This is a genomic window from Metabacillus rhizosphaerae (assembly GCF_037201795.1).
Lineage (GTDB): Bacteria > Bacillota > Bacilli > Bacillales > Bacillaceae > Metabacillus > Metabacillus rhizosphaerae.
Map to the genome: position 1 here is coordinate 1,229,811 of NZ_CP147403.1, position 20,975 is coordinate 1,250,785.

At 34.8% G+C, this 20,975-nt stretch carries 13 protein-coding genes; 10 read left to right on the forward strand and 3 right to left on the reverse strand.

Features of this window, described 5'->3' with window-relative positions; all coding sequences use genetic code 11:
- Positions 1 to 8: 8 nt before the first annotated feature.
- From WCV66_RS05870 to WCV66_RS05880, 3 genes are all read left to right on the forward strand, one after another.
- The gene (locus tag WCV66_RS05870; protein ID WP_338788263.1) at positions 9 to 530 is read left to right on the forward strand and encodes an HAD-IIIA family hydrolase; all 522 of its coding nucleotides are present in this window, start codon (positions 9 to 11) and stop codon (positions 528 to 530) included.
- Positions 531 to 1,165: 635 nt separating this feature from the next.
- Positions 1,166 to 2,425 (forward strand): group II intron reverse transcriptase/maturase, encoded by a 1,260-nt coding sequence (gene ltrA, locus WCV66_RS05875; protein ID WP_338786043.1) that lies wholly within the window; start codon positions 1,166 to 1,168, stop codon positions 2,423 to 2,425.
- Between the two features lie 292 nt (positions 2,426 to 2,717).
- A complete protein-coding gene (locus WCV66_RS05880) occupies positions 2,718 to 5,051 on the forward strand; it encodes a S8 family serine peptidase (RefSeq protein ID WP_338788265.1) in 2,334 nt (777 codons plus the stop codon).
- Between the two features lie 129 nt (positions 5,052 to 5,180).
- On the opposite strand, the gene WCV66_RS05885 is transcribed toward WCV66_RS05880, so the two are convergent.
- The 3 genes from WCV66_RS05885 to WCV66_RS05895 form a co-directional block, all read right to left on the reverse strand.
- On the reverse strand, positions 5,181 to 5,345 hold the full coding sequence (locus WCV66_RS05885) for a hypothetical protein (RefSeq protein ID WP_157094323.1): 165 nt from the start codon (positions 5,343 to 5,345) through the stop codon (positions 5,181 to 5,183).
- A gap of 205 nt (positions 5,346 to 5,550) precedes the next feature.
- Complete coding sequence (locus tag WCV66_RS05890; protein WP_338788266.1) at positions 5,551 to 8,049, reverse strand: M14 family zinc carboxypeptidase; 2,499 nt, start codon at positions 8,047 to 8,049, stop codon at positions 5,551 to 5,553.
- A gap of 351 nt (positions 8,050 to 8,400) precedes the next feature.
- On the reverse strand, positions 8,401 to 10,770 hold the full coding sequence (locus tag WCV66_RS05895) for an SH3 domain-containing protein (RefSeq protein WP_338788267.1): 2,370 nt from the start codon (positions 10,768 to 10,770) through the stop codon (positions 8,401 to 8,403).
- A 249-nt stretch (positions 10,771 to 11,019) separates the two neighbouring features.
- Here WCV66_RS05895 and galU point away from each other — a divergent pair, with 249 nt between their 5' ends.
- From galU to WCV66_RS05930, 7 genes are all read left to right on the forward strand, one after another.
- Positions 11,020 to 11,904 carry a UTP--glucose-1-phosphate uridylyltransferase GalU gene (gene galU / locus WCV66_RS05900; protein WP_066333146.1) on the forward strand — a complete coding sequence of 295 codons (885 nt, stop codon included), beginning with the start codon at positions 11,020 to 11,022 and terminating at the stop codon, positions 11,902 to 11,904.
- 234 nt (positions 11,905 to 12,138) lie between these two features.
- On the forward strand, positions 12,139 to 12,921 hold the full coding sequence (locus WCV66_RS05905; protein ID WP_066333152.1) for an ABC transporter permease: 783 nt from the start codon (positions 12,139 to 12,141) through the stop codon (positions 12,919 to 12,921).
- A gap of 14 nt (positions 12,922 to 12,935) precedes the next feature.
- The gene (locus WCV66_RS05910) at positions 12,936 to 14,468 is read left to right on the forward strand and encodes an ABC transporter ATP-binding protein (protein ID WP_066333156.1); all 1,533 of its coding nucleotides are present in this window, start codon (positions 12,936 to 12,938) and stop codon (positions 14,466 to 14,468) included.
- Positions 14,469 to 14,493: 25 nt separating this feature from the next.
- The gene (locus WCV66_RS05915; RefSeq protein ID WP_338788268.1) at positions 14,494 to 17,064 is read left to right on the forward strand and encodes a glycosyltransferase; all 2,571 of its coding nucleotides are present in this window, start codon (positions 14,494 to 14,496) and stop codon (positions 17,062 to 17,064) included.
- Complete coding sequence (locus tag WCV66_RS05920; RefSeq protein WP_338788269.1) at positions 17,033 to 17,776, forward strand: hypothetical protein; 744 nt, start codon at positions 17,033 to 17,035, stop codon at positions 17,774 to 17,776. Before WCV66_RS05915 ends, WCV66_RS05920 begins: the two co-directional genes overlap by 32 nt.
- A gap of 73 nt (positions 17,777 to 17,849) precedes the next feature.
- Complete coding sequence (locus WCV66_RS05925) at positions 17,850 to 18,842, forward strand: KpsF/GutQ family sugar-phosphate isomerase (RefSeq protein WP_083964640.1); 993 nt, start codon at positions 17,850 to 17,852, stop codon at positions 18,840 to 18,842.
- A gap of 159 nt (positions 18,843 to 19,001) precedes the next feature.
- Entirely contained in the window at positions 19,002 to 20,966 is a 1,965-nt protein-coding gene (locus WCV66_RS05930) for a hypothetical protein (RefSeq protein ID WP_338788270.1), read from the forward strand.
- The last annotated feature ends 9 nt before the right edge of the window (positions 20,967 to 20,975 follow it).

Genomic DNA, 20,975 nt, shown 5'->3' on the forward strand with positions numbered 1-20,975 from the left:
GTGCTTATATGAATATTAAATTGATCGTTTTTGATGTTGACGGTGTATTAACAGATGGAAAGCTTTATATTGGCTCAGATCGCGAAGAATATAAAGCCTTTCATACGCAAGATGGGATGGGCATTAGTCTAGCACATTATGCTGGGATTAAAACAGCAATCATTACCGGAAGAACGTCTGAGTCTGTTCTAAAAAGAGCGGAAGAATTAAAAATAGATTATGTTCATCAAGGTATCCATGAAAAGCTTGAAGTCATGGAGCAAATTATGAATGACTTAAATATAACCTTGGAAGAAGTTTGTTATGTCGGAGATGATATTAATGACCTTCCAATCCTACAAGTTGTGGGATTTTCCGCGGCACCACATGATGCAGTGCCAATTGTAAAACAGCATGTTCAGTACATCTCGACTGAAACGGGTGGAAATGGAGCAGTACGCGAGATTATCGACCATATTCTTAATCAAACGGTTGATTACAATGCTCTATTACAGGATTATTTAAAAGGTAAATTTAAGATTACCCAATAATTTTAAAAGTGATTCAGTCATATTTAGTGGATTAAAATAGAACCTTAGCCCAATTTATACTATTGGGCTAAGGTTTTTTAGTGCGCCCAGCATGGGTGCAGTCTATAGGGTGAAAGTCCCGAACTGTGAAGGCAGAAGTAGCAGTAGCTTAACGCAAGGGTGTCTGTGGTGACGCAGAATCTGAAGGAAGCGAGCGGCAAACCTCCGGTCTGAGGAATACGAACTTCATATAAGGCTAGATACCATTGGATGAGTTTGCTTAACAAAACAAAGTCCTTTCTGCCGAAGGTGGTATAGAGTAAATGAAGCAGATAGATGGAGTGAAAGACTGTACTCTTACCTGGGGAGGTCTGACTGATAAGCCAAGCACTCTTGGCAACCTATCTAGTGATAGATAGCTGAACAGTCAGAAGTCAGCAGAGGTCATAGTACCTTTCAAACTCGAGAATGAAAGGGAAGGACTGAACAAGTTAGGAAGGATGAGAACTAGGCGTTCATAAGTAGTGTAGAAACAGACAATCTCTTACGAGACTTACTTGAAGGAAGAAGTGGTGAATACACAGGGGACTTCAAGAGGGTGGAGCTACTAATGGCACAAATAGAACATCTCATTCACGTAGAGAGGATATATCTTAATGTTAATGGAACGAATTCTATCACGAGAAAACTTACTGAACGCTCTTAAACGAGTGGAACGTAACGGAGGTAGTCACGGTGTAGACAAGATGTCGACCCAAAACCTGCGTTCGTATATTGTCGAGCACTGGGACGAATTGAGAAAGTCTCTCCAACAGGGAACCTATGAACCTCAACCCGTTCGTCGTGTCGAAATCCCGAAACCAAACGGCGGAGTTAGATTACTAGGAATCCCAACCGTGATAGACCGTTTCATTCAACAAGCGATTACTCAAACATTAACCCCAATTTATGACCCAACATTTTCTGAAAACAGTTATGGGTTTCGTCCACAAAGACGAGGGCATGACGCTGTACGGAAAGCGAAAGGATACATCGAAGATGGTTATAGGTGGGTAGTCGACATAGACTTAGAGAAATTCTTCGATAAAGTGAACCATGACAAACTCATGGGGCTACTGTCAAAGCGTATTGACGATAAAGTTCTACTAAATCTTGTTCGAAAATATCTCAATGTCGGGATTATGATGGGTGGCGTGGTCTCACAAAATACAGAGGGAACTCCACAAGGAGGTCCGCTAAGTCCACTACTTTCAAATATCATCCTAGATTTGTTAGATAAAGTATTAGAGAATAGAGGGCATAAATTCGTGAGGTATGCGGATGATTGTAATATTTACGTGAAATCTAAGAAAGCTGGCTTACGAACAATGGCGGGTGTAACGTCTTTCATTGAAAAGAAGCTTAGTTTAAAGGTAAATCGTGAGAAATCAGCCGTAGAACGACCATGGAACCGAAAATTCTTAGGCTTTAGTTTTACTAACAGAAAAGAGCCGAAAATACGTATATCCAAACAAAGCATCAAGAGATTTAAACAGAAGGTTAGGGAAATAACGTCAAGAAAATCACCGATACCAATGGATGTAAGAATAAAGAAATTAAATCAGTATTTAGTGGGTTGGTGTGGGTATTACGCATTGGCAGATACTCCAAGTATCTTTAAAGGTTTGGAAAGTTGGATTCGAAGAAGACTGAGATTGTGTTACTGGAAACAGTGGAAACTTCCTAAAACAAGGATAAGGAAACTTATAGGACTAGGAATTGATAAACACAAAGCATATGAATGGGGAAATAGCAGAAAGGGCTACTGGCGAATAACCAGTAGTCCAATCCTTCACCGTGCCCTCAATAACTCTTTCTGGAGAAAAGAGGGTCTCAAAAGTCTATCTGAACGATACGAAACTTTACGTCACACTTAATTTGAACCGCCGTATACCGAACGGTACGTACGGTGGTGTGAGAGGTCGGGGGTTAGTCACCCCCTCCTACTCGATTGTTACCTTGGTAATTGTAAAAAATGAGTATAGTACATTTATCTTCCTCCTAATTAGTTAATTCGTTCACTTTTTTCATTTATTAACAAAAACATTAAATATTTAGTTATGATAGATATTAATAGTAAAATGGTTTTCTTAAAATATTTATTTTTAACCCGAATTCAGCTTCTTTTTAAAAAAGTAAATAAAAGTAATGCAAAAGTGAGGGAATAGGATGAAGTCAGTTTTAAATATACCAGTGTTTGTTATGTGTTTTTTAGCTTTTTTTATTGGTTTTCATTTATTAGTATTATCTGTAAACGCTGAAACGGATTTATCAAAACAGGAGTTGCTAAAAAGTGAAAATGCTAGTAAAGAAGAAAAGGAATCAAAATTACTAGTTTCGTATAAAAAAGGTGCGAATTTAGAGAAGAGTATAAATAAAGCACTCCTGAAGAATAAAAAGACCTTTAAAAATTTGAATATAGATGTGATAACCTTAGATAATCGTAAGGATAAAGATAAATTAATCGAGGAACTTAAAAGAAATAAAGCTATACAAAATATTGAAGAAAACAACACTCGTCAATTATTTTCTCTTCCAAATGACCCCTATTATAAACAACAAGGCTATATAGAAAAGCTAGAATTACCTTATACATGGGATATCATGGACGCTCAACCTACTAATGAGGTAGTAGTTGCAGTTTTGGACACGGGTTTAGATACTAAGCATGAGGATTTACAAGGAATTGTAGCTCCTGGGGGCTATAATTTTATAAACAACAGTTCTAACATTTATGATTTAAACGGGCATGGAACAGCAGTAAGTGGGGTAATTGCTGCTAATACAAACAATGGAAAAGGAATTAGCGGTGTAATTGGAAATGCTAATGTGAAAATTCTCCCTTTGCAGATTGCTCATTCTGATGGTGTAATTTATCAGGAGGACGTTTTAAAGGCAATAGACTATGCGATTGAAAAAAATGTAGATATTATGAATATGAGTTTTGGAGGAACAACATCTTCAACGATTGAGCAAGAGGCGATAAAACACGCTGTTGATAATGGAATCACAATTGTGGCATCTGCAGGTAATGAAGGAAATACGAAATACGTGTATCCAGCATCATATGAAGGTGTTATATCAGTAGGGGCAGTTGATGAATCAAACTCCATTTTTACTTTTTCTAATAGAAATGATAACGTTGATATAGTAGCTGATGGGAGCGTTACCTCAACTAGTGTCAATAGTACTTATGATCAATGGGTTGGAACTTCCTTTTCAGCACCTATAGTCTCAGGAGTTGTAAGTCTATATAAATCACTTGACTCAACCTTATCTCCGAATAAAATTAGTGGAATTTTAGAGTATACTGCTGTTGATTTAGGTAAGTCAGGGAAAGATTCCATATATGGATATGGATTAATAAATCCTAAAGCATCTGTTACGTATTTGCTCCATCCGATCCCGAGCAAACCAAAAGTTGATCAAATAGGTGATAATGATGTCAAACTTACTGGTAAATCTATAAATATTGGATTTCAAATTGTCGCTTCTGTAAATGGAAAAACAATAGGAAGTTCAAAAATAAATGATGATGGTAGTTTTTCAATCAGTATTCCAAAACAAAAGGTTGGAACAATCATTAAAATTATCTTAAATAATAATGGATTAGAAAGTGAACCATATTCATTAAAAGTTATAGATAACACCCCACCTGCTATCCCGAATATTGGAAAATTTACAAATAAGACTACAACGATAACAGGGAAGGCAGAAGCGAATTCAACTGTTAAAATTAACAATGGGAAAACTGTTATTAAATCTACAACGGCATCATCAACTGGTACTTATTATATGACAATTTCACCGCAAAACGTAAACACTGTATTATCAATTATTTCTACTGATCGTGCGGGAAACAATAGTAAATCTCTTACTATAAAAGTTACGAACGAGGGAGTCTTTGAGGTAAAACAGGCAGTTTCTCTTGCGAATAATGTTAAAGTCTTAAATGGATATTTGCCACATAATAAATTGGTAGGATCTCTAGAAAATGGAGAAGCTGTTAAAGTCATTGATTTAAAGAATGGTTATTATCGTGTCATTGGTGCAAAAACTAGAGGATGGGTACATCATAGTTACTTACTAGCAATACCAACGAAATATATTTATTACGGAACTGTAAGTGCATCATCTGCGTCATTACGAAATGGTTTTAAGGATCATAATAAAGTAATTGCAACACTAGCTAACAATGAGCCATTAACGATTATTGAAACAAAGGAAGGGTATCACAGAGTCATAGCTTCCTATACTAGAGGCTGGGTAAAAGCAACAGATGTAAAAGTGACGTTAAACTCTTTGCCTTATCCGGTAAAATCAGGTTTTATAAAAACTAGTGAAGCAGCATTGAAAAATGGTTATATGCCATGGAACTATATTACAGGACACTTAAAAAAGGAAGAGGCAGTTCAACTAATTGACCTTAAGATGGGATATTATCGTGTTATTACGAAGGACGGTAAAAGAGGGTGGGTTCATTATACCAATATTAGGATGTAGATAATCGGTAAACTAAGCTTTTCTATAATTAACGGTCTAAATAGGGGAGACAGACTCTCCCCTAATAAGTGGTACTATATAATAAAGTCTTGGCGCATACTTACAATTTACAAGCCTATTGTCAATGAGTCATAAGAAGAGGTTGCTTAAAGTTGTTTTTGCATCCTCATAATCTGCATAATCTATTAATCCTTTTTCGAACATTTCCTCTAGCCTTTGAAACCCATTTGGTACCTGCCCAGATGAGATTTCAAAAAGTTCATCCCAGACTTTTTCATTTTGTTCTATTTCCATTAAACATTCCCCTTTCATTAAAAAATGTAAAAATAGAAAGATATAATCATTATTACACTTTTTGTTGGAAAATAAACAATAAGAACCAAATTGAGATTCTTTGATTACAAAATTTATTCCTTTGTATAGTTGAATATGATAGGGAAATGCTGGAATGAAAAATAACCTACCGAATCATAAATTCGGTAGGTTATTTTCAATTTTGTTATTGAGTTTTCTCTTCTTTAACTTCAGGTTGTTCAGATGTTGTTTCTGGACTAGTTTCAGTGCTAAGCATTTTTGACATGTTCTGTTGAGGAGAATATGGGACAAGAGTTGCATCTGTTTTGACCCAATATTCTTTTCCAGAATATTCGACTAAAATCCAATCTTTCCAAGTTTGCTTTCCGGTAACAACTGAATCCTTAGCAATTATCAGACTTTCAGCGGTTGTAGAAGGAATTGTAAACCCTCTTTTCTCTTGTGAGAGCTTATACTGTTGATTGATTGCTGTTGGATGATAGTCTGTTATAACAGAAGCACTAGAAATCCAACGTTCACCATTTACCGTATTAAACGCGTACCAGTTTCCTCGTTGACGAGTTGCTTTTACAATCATAGGTTCAACAGATTCATTTGTATTGCTTCCGTATGAAGGAAGTGTAAATAGTGTTTTTCTTGTTATTAAAACAAGTTCTTGATCGATAGGCTCTGTTGATTGTTCAACTGTAAATGGCTTTAATACGCTATCAGTTCTTAACCAGTATGTTTGCTGATCATAAATAACTGATGTCCAGTCTTCCCATTCACTTGTTGCTTGTACAATTGTACCAACAGGTATTGATCGAACAGCTGCTGATCCTGATGGAATGCTGTGTGCAACCTTTGGTTTTACCAGTTCATATTTTGTATCTATTTTCTTTGTTTGGTTGTCTGTAATAGCAGATGAATGACTTACCCATTTAGTGCCATAAGATGTTTCAATTCCATACCAATTATTCATCTTTCTTACTACTTGATATGTTCCTGCTTTAACTGATTTACCTGAATTAGATCCATATGAAGGGAGATTGAATAATACTTTATTCGTTAATAATACAATTTCTTGGTTAACATTCTCTGTAGAGTTATTAACATTAAATGACTCTAATGTGTGATCTTTTCTCATCCAGTAATGCTTTCCGTCAAATTGTACGCGAATCCATCCATTCCATTGTTGTGTAGCATTTATAACAGTATTTTTTTGCAATGATGTTCTCTTAGCTGTATAGACTGGAGCTTCCCAAGCTACTTTTGGAACTAATAGTTTATATGTTTCGTTAATTGTAGTTGGAGAATAATTTTTTAGTACAGATGCATCTGTAATCCATCTATCACCATAAGTTGTATTAATTAAGTACCAATTATTCCACTTCTTTTTAGCCGTTACGATTTGTTGGTCAATTAATACCTTTGTATTTTTATTTTGTAAAGGCATGCTGAATAGTGTTTTCTTAGTAAGTAACAATAAAGGTTCATTAACATTAGAAACTTCTCCATATACGAAACTAGATGCATATACCCAAGTTTTTCCTGTACCTGTTGATACTCGCAACCATTTGTCTTTCGTAGCATCAACTGTATAAACCCCAGGTTTAATTGTTTTTCTAGAAGCATGATCTGGGTCTGGGCGATTTAGAGTTGACTTAGTATCAAAGGTTGTAATGGTTTTATTAACATGTGTCACTTTCTTTTCCCACAGCTTATCTGACTCTTGTGCGAGGTATAAGCCTACTGCTTTATTTCTTCGCCATTCCTCTGGGAATACAGAAATAGGTGGATTTGTATTAGGAACGTAATAGCTAATCTCAGGAGTTAAGCCAGGGCGGTCAAATGTTTCAATAAACCAGTCTTTGTAGCCAGAACCGCTTGGTGTTGAGGTTGGCATTACAAGACTATACCCTGTCATATTTCCAACTTTTTTAGCTATTGTATAATCACGATCATAATTGCCTTTTTTTACTTTATAGTTCCAGAATAGTGTTCTTCCTGAAGAATGGTACGAAACTGTAATTTCTGGGTCAACCCAATAAGTAAAAGCTGCAAGTTTAGCTGCTTCTGGGGCTTCTAAAGCTCGTTTACCAGGATAATTCATATAAGAATTCGTTAATCCACTTTTAAGTTCCCAGCCAGCTGGATATTGACGATTTAAGTCAATTCCTTGAGCATTTGCTTTCCATCTTTTGAAGTTTTTACTGCCGTTGTTCATTTTAATCAAGGATTGATGGGTCCAAGAAGGAAAGGCATTTAATCCACTTTGTTGGAGAGTAACGCCATCAGGATTTACCATCGGTACAAACCAAATCGTAACTTCATTCAAAAGAGACCTAGCAGAATAGCCGTCTATTTTAGAATTATTTACGTATGATTCACTGTACTGATCGATCATTTCCATGGCGATATTTGTAGTTAGCCATTCTCTTGCATGATGTGAACTATTAATAAATAAGGTTGCGTCACCTCGACCGACACCAACAGCCCACATTTCTCTCCCAAAAGGTGTTTTTCCTAATGATTTGTAAGTTATAAGTTCTGGATAAGCCATTCCTAAATTTTTTATATCGGCTGTCATCTCTTCATAAGTATAAGTTTGGTTTGGATTGACATAGCTTTTAGCATTGGTGTTATCTGGGAAAACCAATAAAGCAATACAAAGAAAAAAAGCAAACAGTAGTAATCTTTTCATTTTTCATCTCCTTTATAGTAATAAATAACCAAATTCTATTATACTAGTAAGTTATATTCATATAAATACAAAATTCTACAAAAATAGCAAAAAAAGAGTTGCCATTTATGGCAACTCTTTTTTGTAGGCTCTTTTCTAAAAGATTGTTGTTTTTGAACAAAACTGATTAGGGTGATTGGAACGGATATGCGAGACTCCTGTGGGAGTAGCGGGACAGATGAGACCTCGCAGGCGCTTCGCGCTGAGGAGGATCATCGCCCGCCCCACGGAAAGCGAGCATCCTCTCGCTGCAATCAGCCAACCCAATACTATTTTAAAAGCAACAAAGTTTGCGAAAACAGCCTTTTTGTATTAAGGATATACTCGTTTTGCGTAGGTATTACTTACCCAGCCTATTTTACCATCTGGGGTTCTAACCTGATACCAGCTTCCACTTGTTACTATATTTTTATTATCATCTACAATTCCCTCAACATGTGTATAGTTATTTAATGTTGAAATTAAAGCACTGCTAGTTGAAGGACTTTGTCGAACATTTAATGTCTCATCAACCTGTATTCTAATAAGGTTATTTATACTGATATAATCTTTATATGTTGAGAAGTTAAAGGTAGTCCAGTACGTATTGCCATTATATCGAAGTTGAATCCAATAATCATTTGTTTTGGCAGTGACTGCAAAAAGCTCACCCATTGGTATTTTTATTTCGGATTTTCCACCATTTTTGCTTAAATACAATGTAAGATCAGAATTTGCTTTAGCAAAAACACCATTAGGGAAACTATCAGTATGATCTGGAAGTGAGTAGGTTGGTGTGCCTGCTTCAAAAGCAGTAACATTTTCATAATCATTTGGATTATACGCTAAGATCTTTTGCATATGACTTGCAATTTTACTTCCCCATGCTGTGTCACTTGCATATTTTACATTCAAACCGCCAGTTTTATCTCCTAAGTAGGCACCGTTAAATTGAAAATACCCAGGTGATAAGTATTTGTGACGAATATAAGCAGCTTCATAATTAATATTATCTTCGACACTGTTAAAGTAATAAGCGGAATCATATGGAGCACTATCATAAGCTCCTAATCCAAAAAGGTTATTTTTCGACTTTGCAATTATAGATGTGCCGTAAGCAGATTCATGGATTGCAAAGGCTGCGAAAAATAATTCATTAACACCATATTTTCTAGCAACATTGATGAATGTTTGACCCTTACCAGAAAAAACACTTTTCTTATTATTCGCCTTTTCGAAGTTAGCAATATAGCTATTGATTTGCTCAGCAGTTACATTTGATGGTTTTCTAAGATTAATATATTGATACGTATCAGCTTTTAGTGGAAACACTTCGATGTAGCTTCCAGCTGACCAACCTGTAATATTGCCGCTTTGGATTTTGAACCATCCATTTTGTTCATCAATAATTTTTACATCTGAATTAAAATTTAATGAACCAACACTTCCATAATCTGTGCTTGGTCCTGAACGCACATTTAATGTAGAAGCAGTAATAATTCCATCCTTTGATACTGGATCCTCTGATTCATTAGGTTCTTCTGTAGGAGGTGGTGTTGACCCATTTGTTATTTCAATTGAGCGATAGGAAACCCATCCTCTTGTATTATTAGCAACGACACGGTAATATCCATTTTTTATATCAATTATTTCAACTGCTTGATTATCCTGTAATGTTCCAACTTTATGATTATGAGGCATGTATCCATTGAGGACTGAAACATTACCTGCAATTGAAGCCCCAGTTTGTTTATCATACGGTACTGCTTCATTTTGAATATTCACAGATGTTGTTTTGATCCAACCTCTTGTATATGGAGCAATAACTCGATGGTACCCATTTTTTGTTTCTAGAACAGTGAGTGGTTCATTTTGATCTAGAGTTGAAATTGTTTTGTTACTATCAGAATACCCATTTTTTACTGCTGTATTACTATTTGTCGTCACACCATAATAGACTCCTGTTGGCATCAACTGTAAGTCGCTCTTATGAACCCAGCCGCGTGTGTTTTCGCCAACAACTCGATAGAATCCATTTTTTAAGTCGATGATTCTTACATGCACGTTTAGATTTAATGTTCCAACCTGATGATTATGTGGCATATATCCGTTTCGAACAATGACTCCATTTTTGTCTGCTACAGCTTGATGCTCAGTATATGGAACTGCACTTGTACGTAATTTCACATCTGAGACAGGCATCCATCCTCTTATATGAGGAGCGATTACGCGATAGTACCCATTTTTAACCTCTAAAACAGTTAAGGGCAGATTCGCATTAAGAGTGTCTAAAACTTTATTGTGAGGCATAAATCCGTTTTTAATAATGGTGTTCGATGATGTTGTTACACCGTACATCACACCATTAATTGTTACAGCTGCCACTTGTTGTTTTGGAGAATATTTTTTTAGAAGATCTGAAGCCTGCAGTTCTTTATTTGCAACCCATCCCTTTAGATCTACTGATTCTACTAAAGACCAATTACCTTCAACTTGAATAACGTCAAATTTGGTACCATCGGCTAAAATACCTATTTTTTCTTCTAGCATTCCTGGACTCTTACGAACTGTTAAGGTGTCTTGAGTAACATATGCTGACACTTCTACTTCTGATGTTTGATAATCCATTGCGAAAACGTGATTAGCAGAAAGTCCGCTTAATAAAAGTGTAGATGCCACTGCAAGATTTCTGGCTTTCTTCAACTTATCTCCTCCATTTAATCATTCATATAAAAAGTAGAATTGAATTCTACGAAATTAATATTTTACTTGTAGTAGTATACTAGAAAAGCAGGAGAGAAATCTACAAAAAATGACATTTAGATTACAATTATTAAAAATTATTGCAGTAAGTTAGATCTTTTGTCCTGTTTTACTTAAAACGATATGTAATGAACAATATTTTTAAGCTATACTTTAATAGGTATGTAATAAAACAGTAGGAGGATCTTTATGCAGAGAGTAAAAAAAGCAGTAATTCCAGCAGCGGGATTAGGAACGAGATTTTTACCTGCAACAAAGGCACAGCCGAAAGAAATGTTACCTATTGTAGATAAGCCGACGATTCAATATATAATAGAAGAAGCTGTTCAATCTGGTATCGAGGATATCTTAATTGTTACTGGCAGAGGAAAACGTGCAATTGAAGATCATTTTGATAAATCATATGAGCTTGAAGAAAATCTTGCTCAGAAAGAAAAGTGGGAGCTTCTTGAACAGGTCAGATCGATTTCAGAATTAGCTAACATTCATTATATAAGACAAAAAGAGCCTAAAGGTTTAGGTCATGCAATATATTGCGCAAGAAGATTCATTGGAGATGACCCATTTGCAGTTATGCTCGGAGATGATGTCGTACAATCCGTGGATAAGCCATGCTTACAACAGTTAATTGATGTTCATTCTGATAGTGGATCTTCAGTAGTAGGTGTTCAAAAGGTAATACATAAAGATGTTTCAAAATATGGAATCATTGGTTATAAAGAGAAAATGGATAATTCCATTTATCGTGTGAATTCTTTTGTAGAAAAGCCAAACCCACTTGAAGCACCTTCAGATATAGCGATTATGGGAAGATATATTTTAACACCAACCATCTTAGATATACTTGAAAATCAACCACCAGGTTCAGGTGGAGAGATTCAACTTACTGATAGTTTAAATACATTATTAACAACAAATGAAGTTCTTGCTTATGAATTTTCAGGAAAACGATACGATGTAGGTGATAAACTAGGATTCATTAAAGCAACTTTAGACTTTGGTTTGCAACGACCAGAATTAAGAGAAGATCTTATTCGTTATATAATGGAGTTAGATGAAGTTAATAACAGCTAATTTTATGGAGAGGTTTGACATTGCTTTCTAGTCAGCCTCTTTTTCATGTGAATTTTACTTGAACTAGACTTTTTTATGTCAAAGAAGTCCATACTTGTATAGATGAGACTTTTTTGATAACTTTGTACTTTAGTTTAGTAACAAAATTGTAACCTTACCTATTATAGAATTATTTTGATCGTTATGTATAATAGATAATAGTGTTTCAAACACATATTGTTAGGAGTAGAGATTATGGTTGAGAGTATAAAACAATTACGAGAGCATAAAGGTTTTATTTTAGCTCTTGCGCAGAGAGAACTAAATGCAAAATATAAACAATCATTTTTAGGTAAGCTGTGGATTGTTATTCAACCTTTCATGTTTATGTTGATTTTAACAGTCGTATTTTCTAAATTTGCTCGTTTACCGAGTGAGGGAGTACCTTACCCGTTATTTTTCTTAACGGCATTACTACCTTGGAATTTTTTCACAAATGCTGTTAGTGCAGCACCAAGTGTCATTGTTGGGCAAACAGGATTAATCAAACAGAGAGCATTTTATCGGCTTTCTTTAGTAGTAAATCGAATGATAACTGAGTCAATTAACTACTTTTATTCGTTGATAAGTCTTGTTATTATTTTTATCTACTTCCAAGTGACATTAAGCTGGACAATGTTATTAATTGTTCCGTTATTTCTCTTACAGAGTTTCTTAATCATGGGTTTTATGATGCTTTTATCATCATTAAATGTATATGTGCGTGATATTGGACTTGCGACACCTATAGTCACTCGTCTATGGTTCTATTTATCTCCAGTCATTTATTCTTACGAACTAATTGGAGAAGAGTATCGAAAATGGCTCATACTAAATCCGATGACAGGTATATTGGACGCTTATAGAAAAGTATTATTACATCAACAAATGCCAGAATGGATCCCTTTAGCATATACTGTGGGATTTTCAATTGTTATATTTATTATTGGCTTTATCGTCTTTAATAAGTTAGAGAAAAAATTTGCTGATGTTTTATAAGAATGGTGGTTAACATGAATTCAACAGATATCGCTATTGAATTTTCTCAAGTAGGGAAAAAATATTCTAGAACAGCAAAATTAACTCGTCTCAAGGACGTGGTTACAAAGGTAACACAGAATTATCGCGGGGATAATGACTTTTGGGCACTAAGAGACATTTCATTCTCTGTCAATAAGGGAGAAGCAATTGGAATTATCGGCTCCAATGGTTCAGGGAAAAGTACACTGTTAAAGTTATTATCAGGTGTTACTGTACCAACTGAAGGTGACATTAATATAAATGGTACTATTGGTGGTTTAATTGAATTAGGAGCTGGATTTCACCCAGAAATGACAGGAAGAGAAAATGTTTATATTAACGGAGCAATTTTAGGTCTTTCTAAGCAGGAGATTGAAGATCGTTTTCCACAAATTATCGAATTTTCCGGTTTAGCAGACTTTATCGATATGCCTTTAAAAAGTTATTCCTCTGGAATGAAAGTTCGTTTAGGATTTGCAGTTGCTATTACTATTGAAACGGATATTGTCTTATTAGATGAAGTATTAGCAGTAGGAGATAGTTCTTTTAGAAAAAAAGCCTTGCAAATGATGGAGAGCTTTCTTGCTGATAAAACAATTGTCTTTGTCTCACATGATATTGGACAAATAAAGAGAATCTGTGATAAATGCATTGTTTTAAATCGTGGAAAGTTAATATTTACTGGTGAGACAGAGGATGCAATTAAAGTATATCAAGAACTGTCAAATGCTACGCAATCCAGTTTTAATACAAGGCTTCAGAATTATCGAACACATCTAGTGGAAGGCATTCTATTAAACGATAAAGAAGAAGAAACGTCTATTATAAGTTATGGAAACGATCTATCAGTAAAATTAAAAGTGAATATTCATCCGAAAACGAAAAACCCTGTTATTAAAGTGAAAATAAAGGCGGATGAGATTTCGACCTTTACAGATACAATTTCAGAGTTTGTTATCAAACCAGAAGAGCCAGGTGTTTTAGATACGATACTTAGAATAAAGGAACTACCTTTATATAATGGTAAGTATAATATCGATGTAACCATATTAAATGGAGCTAACGATATTGTTGAAGTGAAGAATGATGTGATGAGTTTTTCAGTGATCAACCACAAGCCTGATTTCAAAATGAGAGGGTTTATCGAAGTTCCTCATTCTGTTTCATCTATTGATGAAACGTCTGAACAAATATGGTCTCTCAATGATGTGAATGAAGATGAGATGGAAGTAAAGCTATGCTTCCCAAACGAAGAAGTAAAGTATGGGATTGTAACATTCCATAAAATAATCAATAAGTCATTACATGTACCAATTACACATTTCACAGTACCAATTGACTATGGTAAAACGGGCGTGTTAACGATACGTAAATCTTTTCTAGGTAATGGAAACTATACTTTTGATATTATTACATTAAACAAAGATAAACGAACAATAAAAAAAGAACAAAATGTATTACAATGCTCCATAAATGATAGAAAAGAGAAAACCGGCCTAGTTTTTCTAAAACATTCATGGGATTGACACACAAAGGAGTGCAAACCTAGTTATGAAAAAAATTGATTTTTACTTTGTTGATCAAATTAATTTCCACAAACGAAATTTTGATAACTTTATTTCGTTTGTGGAGGATAATTTCACCTTTAAGTATAACAACGCATATCCATCTTTAAAGAAAAGTTTTGGGAAATATGAACTAAGGAAGATCAGTGGACTTCCAAATTTCTCAAAATATGAAGAGGTATTTAAAGGTCTTAATGAAAAACCTCTTTCAGAGCTGAAGCAAGTTAGCTATAAAGGCTATAATCTATGGGACGTAATCCATGCTGAGATGTATGCTTATTTAACACCAAGAATCTATCAACATTACATAGCGAATGAAATTACTAATCCACAATCTGATTCAGATGATTTATTACAATGGCTTAGAACCTCAAAACTAGAAGATGAGACCTTTCAAAATTTAGTTTTCTATAATTTTGCTATAGGTGCGTTTTGGATTGATTACTGGGCAGCAACATTTAAGAAATTCAAAATAAACAATGTATGTGTGTTCGGCGGTACGACAATCTATTCTAGAGCAGCAACATTAGTTGCACAATGGAACAATACAAATGTGCTTTCATTTGAAGGTTCATTTATTAAGGATTTCCACTATGCGGATAGTGGCTCAGGAATGATTACAAACAACCATCGCTTTGCAGATCATTCAAAATGGGTTCGATTACAAGGGTTAGATTTTCTTGACAAACAAGCTGAATGGCTAGAAAATGTCATGGCGAATCGCTTAAACCTAAATGTTGTCCAGCCTAATAAACTAACGAAAGCAGAGTTATATCAGCGTTATAATATAGATCCTAATAAAAAGTTAATCTTACTCATAGGTCAAGTATTAAATGATTTTTCAATTACGAGAGATTTGAAAAATTATGATTCTTCAATAGACTTTTATGTGGATGTTATTAAAACAATTGCAGATAAAAAAGATTGTCATCTGTTTATTAAGCTTCACCCGTGGGAAAACCATAAACAGAACAGTACAACTGAATTATCTAAACGCGTTTTAGAGAAAAAATTAGCTGACCTTTCCATTACAAATTATACAGTTGACTATGATGTGAATATAGATTCTCTCATTGAATTCTCGGAAATTGGTCTTACATCTTGTAGCCAAGCAGGTTTAGAGATGCTTTATATGGGAAAAAGAGTTGTTCAGGTAGGAAATGCTTTTTATGGTAATAAAGGCTGGACGGTGGACGTAACACAACCAGAATTTTTACCGCTTGCAATTGACATAGCATTAGCTGAACCTCGTCTTGAAGAAATTGAAGTAAAAGAAGTTAGGAAATTTATCTATCATTTACTACATAATCATTGTTTTAAAAGAACGGATGAGGACATAAATTTTGAAAAGAAGTTTTATGAAACGACTGCGTTCAATAAAAATAAAGAAGTGGGCCTTCTACGTCGGATAAACAAAAAATTCAAAAAGTACAAGTTGAAACTAAGACGTGTAAAATCAATTGCTAGAAAAGCTTATAAAGAACCTAAAAAGGCAACTCTAGCGCTAAAATATCGGGCTAGTTTGTATTTTAGTATTCTTCAGGCAAGAATGACTTCGAAAAAAATCGTCAACATGGTTATGGGACAAGCAACATATAGTAAAATCTTTGAGGATATGTTAGCTAGGTTTCGCAATGAATTAAAGGACGACTATTTAATGATTGTGACAGAAAAATCATTGAAAAATGCGGATATTTATCATTACTGGAGACCAAATGCTAGTAAAACGGATATTAAACATCCTGGAATTGTAACCGTACACCATGACTTTGATCGTGATTCCGAAGGTCTTAGCCTAAGACATTTTATTGATAGCTATAAACGAAGTGATATGATCCTATGCTTAAATGAACAACAGAAGCAAAGAATCACAGAATACATTGGTCAAACAAAACCGATTAAGGTTATTCCACATGGATTTGATACAAGCTTTACACCTAAGAAAACATATAAAGAACAGATCAATGCCAACAATAAGCTAGTGATTGGTTTTTCTAGTCGTCGATATCCTCGGTTAATAAAAGGAGAAGAGACGCTTTATAAAATTATCGAGGGCTTAAAAGATCAGCCTGTTAAGTTCATATTTATAGGACAAGATCGGAGTAAAGAGCATGAATTTTGCGAATCACTTGGAGTTGAGTCAGAGGTATATGAAAAAATAGCCTATAGTGAGTTTCCTCGTTTATATGATCAAATGGATTTATTTTTAATTACATCAAAGGCTGAAGGTGGACCGGCGTCATTACCTGAGGCGTTGGCAACTGGGCTACCTGTCGTATCAACTCCATGTGGTTTTGTACCAGATATGGTAACAAATGGCCAGAATGGCTATATCGTTGATTATGATGAAGATGAAGCATTTGTTAACCGAATTGAACAATTTATTCAGAATCCAGAATTGTTGAAGCAAATGGGGTTACATGCCGTAGAATCTAAAAATTTAAAATCATGGGAAAATATTATTAAGGATTATATAGATGCGTATGAAGAAATGTTAGCTTATAAACAAAATGAAGGTGATGAGCTTGAAATTCAACGCAGAAAAGGTATTAGCTAAATACGAAAGAAGTGCACATATTGGAGATAATAAGATCAAGTATGTGCTATACCCTTCTAAAAGTGATAAGATGCTTGTTTGCTTTACCACACTTGGTCCACATATTTATGAGAGAATTCGAATGTTTTGGGAAGAAACAGAAGAGTGGGATATTAATTTTCTGTTTATCTCAGATAATAACGGTGCACAAAAAGGTGGCTTATATTATCTAGGATATGAAGATAACTACTTTGTTGAAAAGCAAACGATTGAGTTAATCAAGCTTGTTAGTGAACTACAACGTACAAAAGAAATTTACACGATTGGTTCCTCAATGGGTGGATATGCGGCTATTTATTATGCGGTAAAGCTGAATTTAAAAGGTGCAATAGCGGTAGTCCCGCAAGCTAATGAAGAGGTTATTCATCAGTATGGTTGGCAAAAGTGGAAACAAGTTCTACTTGAAGTAGGCCCGTTGCCTAATTTAGGTTCATTGATTGCTACATATGATTTACTGCCAAGTCTTTATATTCAATACGGGACATATCCCGCAGACCTAGCAGCTGCTGAAAGCTTGAAAAATTCACTTGAATATAAAAACGGATTATATATGTTTGATTGTTTTTCAAAAGAAGATCATACGTCAGACTTTATGACTAAAGAATTGGTATTACAAATCCTTCACCTTTTTTCAATAAGAAGTGATCAAGTAGTCAAAGGTGGGATAGGCTAATAACAGAGCGAATTGTTGAATGATGTCAGATCAGATTCACCCCATTTCTTAAGAGATAAAGGAGTGTAAACATATGTCATCACCAAACTCAGTATCCACTAAATATGATCAAATTATTTCTAAAGGTAAGGCGATTTTACATCAGGAAGCACAAGCGATTTTAAATTCAGAATTAGAGCTAGGAGAAAATTTTTATCTTGCTGTTGAAATGATCACAGCTTGTAAAGGGAAGATCGTTGTAACTGGGATCGGCAAATCAGGCTGGATTGGTAGAAAAATATCATCGACCATGTCTAGCTTGGGAATTCCAGCTGTTTACATGAGCCCTGCAGAAGGCTTGCATGGTGACCTTGGAATTGTTCAAAAGAACGATATCGTCCTGGCAATTAGTAAAAGTGGTGAATCTCAAGAGATCTCAGATATTCTCCCAACTCTTAAAAAGATTGAACCGAAGATGATTGCGATAACCTCTAATGAAAATTCTACTATGGGAAAACATGCAGACATTGTGTTGAAATTTACGATTGAAAAAGAAGCATGCCATATGAATTTAGCGCCAACTACAAGTACGACTGTTACCCTAGCGTTAGGTGATGCACTAGCACTAGTTGTATCTGAGCAAAAGGGATTCACTTCCAACGATTTTGCTCTTTATCATCCTGGTGGAAGCTTAGGGAAACGTCTAACCTTGAATGTAGAAGATTTGCTAGCAGCTGATTCATATACATTTGTTTCTGATGATGATCACTTCCAAGAAATCGTTATGGAATTAACAAAAAGACCTCTAGGTGGCACAGTTGTATTAGACTCTAATAAAAAAATGATAGGAGTCATAACAGACGGAGATTTAAGAAGATCGATTGAAAAGCATGGTGAACAATCTTTCCAATTGCAAGCAACACAAATTATGACTAAAAATCCAATTGTTATTAATAAAGGGCTAACAGCCGGTCAGGCTATTCAGGTTATGGAAAAGAAACAGCGAGAAATTTCAGTTATTCCTGTATTGGATGGTCATGAATATATAGGCATGCTGCGCTTACATGATATATTAAAATTAGGATAATTTGAATGTCCTCAGATCTTGATTATTGTTTAATTCAAGAAAGAGGACTTCTTTTGTATGAAGGAAATAGCTAAGAATAGTATTTAATAAACTTCCTTTCACTTTAGAATGATATAGCTTTATTTTCTATGGTTGAATTGATTTTAAGGAGTTAAAAATATGATTGGAGTTTTTTGTCCCAAAGGTCAGCGAATGCCCTTTATGGATTCATTCTTTCAAGAAAGAATTACATATCTACCTGCAAAATACGTGGATAAATTAACGGGTATAACAGCTTATGGTAATGAAACTTACATCCAGCAAGGGAAAAAACTAGCTAGAAAAAAGAATCTACCATATTATACGATAGAAAATGGGTTGTCTAGTCAATTAATTGATGATAAACAGCTATTTGAGTTTGACTATTCATTACTTATTGACAATAATGGCTCCATTAAAAATAGTGAGGATACTACACAACTCGAACAGTTGTTGAATTCGGTTGATATCGATGCGAATTTACTTAAGAAGGCAAAAGAGGTTTTCGACTACATCACGAAGGCTCCATTAACTAGTGAGAACATAGTATTAGTAGATGAAAGAATAGAAAGAAACAATAAGAAAGAAGACACTTTTAAGGATATGCTAGAGAGGGCAAAGAACACTTATGCAACAAATAACATAAAAGTATTATCTACCTTTGATGAAGAAGGATACTTGAAAAAACTTTGCCAAAACGAAAATGTTGAAATTATTTCTAGCGTCGATAAAGCAAATCAACTCATACATACTGCAAAAAAGGTGTTTGTCATTGAATCGATTACTGGATTTATGGCATTGCTGCAAAATAGAGAAGTTCACTGTTTTGGTTTACCATTTTATTCTGGTTGGGGACTTACAACGGATGAAATCAAAAATAGCCGTAGAACAAAGCAAAGAACAATATTAGAGCTTTTTACAATCTTTTTTTATTTTTATGAAAAGCAAATAAATCCATTAACAGGGATGCCAACTAATTTAAATGAGATAATCAAAATAATAGAAGATAAAAAGGATTCTCAGTTGGAAAGTAAAGAGAAAAAAATCTATTGTTTTGGCATTCAGCCATGGAAAAGAGGGTTTGTACGACCGTTTGTTAAAAATCCTTACAATACAATTTATTTTCCGAAAACTGTACAAGAAGTTCAAAATAAGTTTGACACGCAAAGTGAACTTTTGGTGTGGGGACATAAAGAGCCAGCAGATGTAAGAGAGTTAGCTGAGAAATGGAATAAGCCGGTTATGAGGATAGAAGACGGTTTTATTCGTTCAGTTGGCTTAGGGACAAACGTGACGCTTCCCTGGTCCTTAGCGTTAGATCATAAAGGGATATACTATAATCCACAGCAAGTAAGTGAATTGGAACACATCCTGACTCATCAACTCTTTACTGAAAATATGCTAGAAGATGCGATGAACATCAGAAAGAAGATTGTTGAAAATCAATTAACAAAGTACAATTCTGAGCCAATTGAATCACTAAACCTTCCTAGCGAAGGAAAAAAGGTGATTTTAGTACCTGGCCAAGTAGAAGATGATGCCTCAATTCGTTATGGATGTAAGGACATTAAAACAAATACCGAGCTGTTAAATAGTGTTAGGGAAAAAAATCAAGATGCTTATATTATCTATAAACCACACCCTGACATTGTTTCGAGGAATCGACAAGGTGAGGTAACCTCAGATTTTATTACAGATGCATGTGATCATATTGAAATTGAAGCGAGCATCATTAGTTGTATTAATTATGCCGATGAAGTACATACGATGACATCGTTAACAGGATTTGATGCTTTACTTCGTGGTAAAACAGTTTATACGTATGGATCTCCATTTTATTCCGGCTGGGGTCTGACACATGATCGCCATTCTATAGATAGAAGGAAACGTACACTAACTCTTGATGAGCTTATTGCAGGAGCTTTACTCGTATATCCTAGGTACTTTGATTGGGAAAATGGAATAAGGGTTTCCTGTGATACAGTTATAGACAAACTCATTGAAAAGAGAAATATGTATTTTGATAATAGGCAGGCTAATATCAAAATACCAAACCGGTTAAAAAAAGTAGGCTTTTTACTAAAAGAAATGATAGAAAATCATTAAGATGGGGGT